At 54.8% G+C, this 4,296-nt stretch carries 3 protein-coding genes and 1 pseudogene; all 4 read right to left on the bottom strand.

Annotated features, from left to right (window positions below):
• A pseudogene (locus IBX59_RS14715) lies at positions 1-1,760 on the bottom strand (hypothetical protein); the annotation flags it as partial.
• A 100-nt stretch (positions 1,761-1,860) separates the two neighbouring features.
• Positions 1,861-2,121, bottom strand: coding sequence for a hypothetical protein (locus tag IBX59_RS14710; protein WP_296376910.1), 261 nt, complete (start codon positions 2,119-2,121; stop codon positions 1,861-1,863).
• A 90-nt stretch (positions 2,122-2,211) separates the two neighbouring features.
• On the bottom strand, positions 2,212-2,751 hold the full coding sequence (locus IBX59_RS14705; RefSeq protein WP_296376907.1) for a hypothetical protein: 540 nt from the start codon (positions 2,749-2,751) through the stop codon (positions 2,212-2,214).
• Positions 2,751-4,100 (bottom strand): integrase family protein, encoded by a 1,350-nt coding sequence (locus IBX59_RS14700; protein ID WP_296376905.1) that lies wholly within the window; start codon positions 4,098-4,100, stop codon positions 2,751-2,753. The genes IBX59_RS14705 and IBX59_RS14700 overlap by 1 nt, the downstream gene beginning before the upstream one ends.
• Between the last annotated feature and the right edge of the window lie 196 nt (positions 4,101-4,296).

Raw genomic sequence — 4,296 nt, 5'->3', positions numbered from 1 at the left:
GTAGGAAGCACTGCCCGCACTGGCGCTGTCAGGATCGCGGCCAATAGCGCACCGCGTGCAGGAGAATCCACGAAAGGGAAAGTTGCAAAGGGTGTCATCAGCAGATCAAGCGCAGCACGGGCTTGGTCGATCGTCGGATTGACTGGCACGTCTGGCACGGCCTCGCCCATAGGGTCAAACAACAGGCGGGTTTCCGCGTCATAACCCGGCGCATCAAGCACGCTTCCATCAAGCCGGATGGTCGGTGCGGTGATAACTGCATCAAGCGGCTTCAGCTTGCGGCGTTCACCCAGCGCGATGATCTGTTTCAGCAAAGCGGGTGCGGGGTCGCAATCTTGCGGCACATATACGTCACCAGACTTCACCGTCTTCCAAAATTGGGTGATGCCGGAAAGATGATAGGCAAGGCCATGCTCGCACAACGGATGCACGCGCCCGTTCTCTGCAACGGATAGCTGCCCGCCAAAGTCAAAGGTGACAGGATCGCGGCGCAGCAAGTCTATCGTTGCAGTTGCGGCCTCTGCCGTATGACCTCTGACGATCTCGATTTTCTGTGGTGCGCGCTCCAGACGAAAGGCTTTGCCGCCATGGGCAAATGAATAAAGCGATGGTCGCGCCTGAAACAAGAACAAGCGTCCAACAAGCCGCCCGCCATCATATGCGGGTTCCAGCGGGTCCAGCGTTAAACAGCCGTGATACAGGGCGCGATTGTCCAGCAATTCACCAACGCTGATCGGCTCAATCTTGCCTTTGACTTCAACCTGAACAACAAAGTCGCCTGCCAGAATTCCGGTTTCCAAGGCGCGGCGTGCGGTAGCTTGTGCTTCCTTAAGCGTTTCAGGGTCCGGGCATTCACCAGCGGGGACCATTTCCTGCACCCGTGCGGCAATCCAGTGCTCTTTGACGCCTTCGGCCTCGACATGCATTGCGCCCTTGGCTTCGATCTTGATTTCGATCACACGCTCGATTTCGCCCGGTGTCAGGTCGGGCAAAGCGGCCCGCGTGTCGATCTGCTCAATATCGCCCGGAATGATGACAGGCGCGCCGCGCCGTTGTTCCAGCCCCGGCCCACATTGAGCACCGCCTGCGAAGTCTAGGCGTGATTCCTGCCAGACCGATGCATCAACAAGCGTGCGCTCCAGCAAATTGCCGCTGGCGCTGATTTCAATATGCCCATGCCCTGCCAGCCATAGACGCGACACCAGCGCCTTGCCCGCACGCGGGATGTCGTCTGCATCGTTCACCAGCACATACAGCCGCTGCCCCATAACGCCACGCAAGGCTGTGCCGCCCTTATAGATGCAGCTTGACGCGCTAGGCGTCCAAAGCATCGCCACATCAGCAAGCCCCGGCGCGGCCTCTCGCACGGCCTGCACAAGCGCGTCACGATCCAAAGGTGCCGACCCGGCGGGCGGGTCATAATCCAACATCAGAACGCCACCGCCTTGCGGCCAGCGAAAAGCGTCATTCGTGCGGGTGGTCGCGCCCTTCGGTTGACCTAGTTCGGCGTGCGCCTTGCGGGTCAAAATCGTTTGCGCGTCATTTAGCGGCACACCATAGATCAAGGCCTGCGCGGGTGTCAGGCTTTGCAGGATCATGCCCAGGTCGGACAAGCCGCCTAATGTCAGCACGGCAACCTTGCCCTGCGTGAGATTGCCGCCTGACATTTTTAGCAGATCGCCGTTTGCGCCCAAGGAATAGGCTTTCGAAAGACGTTTCGGCTTGATTGCCGTGATTAGTGAAAGAGAGATATTTTGCATTTAGATGCCTGTATATTGGCACCGGTGCAAAAACGCTGTATCCTCTGAATTGTAGCCAAACATTCCAAAGCCCGCGTCAATGCACCCGGCGCGGGTTTTCTTATTGTGCGGAATTTTTTTGTGCTGTTTCCCACGCTTCAAGATCGGCCAGACACCAGTAGTTCAGACGATTAATCTTTAGCGGCTGCGGAAAGGCCAGTTCGCTATCGCGTATCCATCGCCAGATTGTGACGTGTGATTTCTGATAACGGCTTTGCACCTGCGGACCTGTCAGGAAAGTCTGACGCGGGTCTGTGTTTGGTGCGCTTTGGCCTTTAGCCAGCGCCGCCTGTGATTTGTCGGTATGTGATGCAATCTGCATTGGCGGAAACTCCTTTTAAGTCCTGCCGCCAATTTACGTGTGCTTTCAGTTAATCACGAATTCGCCTGTTTATTACAAAAGGCCGTTGTTCTACACATCGGGATAGTTTTGTTGCTTTTTCCGCAATTCACGCAAAAGATTTTCAAGCGTCTCTATACTAATACCGTGATCTTGTGCGCTCTGTCGCATGAGTTCACTTTGCTCTTTCTCTAACTCTCTTTTCAATTCGATAGGCTCTTTCCCATAGCGTGATGCCTGCATTGAAAGAATAGTGTCATCTTCGTCTACCCAATCCCCACCATCCCAATGGCTTGCTGCTGAAGCATTTTTTAATGCATCAATCAAACCTAGGCAGATTGAAACATGCGCCGCCAAGACCAAGCGTTCAGACGCAGGAACGCTTAATTTTGCCGCCGCTCTTTTGTTTGGCTTTCGCTCTCCTGTGATGATCTTAGACACCTGATTTCTTAATTCATCAGGGATAACTTTTTTCTCAATCAACGCTGCGAGCGGCTGGGGATCGCAAAAATCATATGCATCAAGCGCTACCACCCAAGCCCAATTATCTTTAAATTCTATTTCCCAACGCATATTTGCGCTTTCTCGGTGGGTGGCAAAGTTCCAAACCATTATACGCCCGCCCCCTCTTTCTTGAAAACAACCACACCTTTTAGGAATTGCCCCCAGTCGCCCATCATGGCGCGGCGCTTTTCCATCATGTCGCCACGGGCATAAGTTTGCTCCACCTTATTCCCGACCTTGTGAAACAATGCGATTTCGGCCATGTCGCCATCAAAGGCCGTTTCGTTCTGCACCCAAGTTCTAAAACTGGATCGCAAGCCATGCGGCACGGCTTGTTCGCCTGTCTTTGCGTCAACATAGCCCTTGCCGCCTGCGTCAAGATCGGCCTCATGGATGGTCCGCATCATCTTGCCCAATGTGGCGTCAGATAGCGGCTTGCCTTGCCCTGACCAAAACACAAGATCGCATCCATCCAGACGCGGCAACGCCTCCAGCAAGGCCACCATATCGGCGGTTAGCGGTATCCGCTTTGCGCTTTCCTTTGCCGTGATCTTTGACGATTGCCGCCCCGGCTGGATGGTCCAGACTTTCGCCGCCAAGTCCATTTCGGACCACGTTGCAAAGCGGATCGCGCCGGATCTGGTCGCGGTCATGGCTTGGAAGGCCAGCGCCTGTGCGCCCATGCCCTGACGGGTCTGCAACGCCTGCCACCAACGCGCCACGTCACCAAGCTGCAACGCTGGATAGTTCTTTGCATCACTGACCTTTGAAGGCGCAGGCAGGATCATGTCTAGATTGCCGCGCCATCGGGCAGGGTTGTCGCCTGTCCGATAGCCATTCACGGTCGCATAGGCCAAAACTTTTTCGACGCGTTCACGCACCTTTACCGCCGTGACAGTTTTATTTTCCCAAATTGGTTTCAATACACGCAACACGTCCTGCAATCCGATGTCCTGCACCAGCATCGGCCCGAGTTCGGGGATCGCGTATCCGTCAACCGTGGCTTTCCATTGGGCGCGGTAACGGTCTGTTGAAAATTCGATTACCTTCAAAGCGGCAAACTCTTCCCAAGCCTCTTTGAAGGTCAACCCTCGCCTAGCAGCGGCCAACAGCGCCGCCTGTGACGCCTTGCGCTCCGCTATTGGGTCAATTCCTGCCGCCAACTTGTCCTTGGCTTCTAACGCCCGCTCCTTGGCGGCTTTGAGGCTTATCTCTGGAAATGGTCCTAGCCCGATTTCGCGCTTTTTCCGCCCGCGCTGGATCTTGCCGTTGGCCAGCGTTGTTTCGGTCCATTCACCAAAGCGTGTGCGCAAAACCCATGACTTTGCCTCGTTTGGCGTGATCTGGATTAGCAGACCAGAAACACCACCCACTGCCATTTTGACGGGCTTGTCGCCGCCGGGGTGACGCAGGTTCTTGACCTGCATCGCATTCAGTTCTTTCGCCCGTATCGGCATATCCTATCCGCCCTCTTAGTCACCCATAGCCATGTTCCGCAATGTAATGCGATGCACGGCCACGAACAAGTGCGGAAAGGCTTTTGCCCTTGTTTTACTATGTTTTTTTCGGATATGGCGTTTCACGAAACATCTAAATTGTTCCCGTTACCCGCTCCATTATGTGCGACAATCGAATGCTTTTTAGTTGCGTAGG

This window comes from Yoonia sp., assembly GCF_014859355.1.
Taxonomy (GTDB): domain Bacteria; phylum Pseudomonadota; class Alphaproteobacteria; order Rhodobacterales; family Rhodobacteraceae; genus Yoonia.
Note: the sequence above shows the minus strand (reverse complement) of the source record. Positions and strands in the feature narration are given on the sequence as shown.

Excerpts from the sequence above, each read along its gene's own strand:
- IBX59_RS14710 (WP_296376910.1), bottom strand. The coding sequence starts at position 2,121 with ATGCAGATTGCATCACATACCGACAAATCACAGGCGGCGCTGGCTAAA.
- IBX59_RS14705 (WP_296376907.1), bottom strand. The coding sequence starts at position 2,751 with ATGGTTTGGAACTTTGCCACCCACCGAGAAAGCGCAAATATGCGTTGG.
- IBX59_RS14700 (WP_296376905.1), bottom strand. The coding sequence starts at position 4,100 with ATGCCGATACGGGCGAAAGAACTGAATGCGATGCAGGTCAAGAACCTG.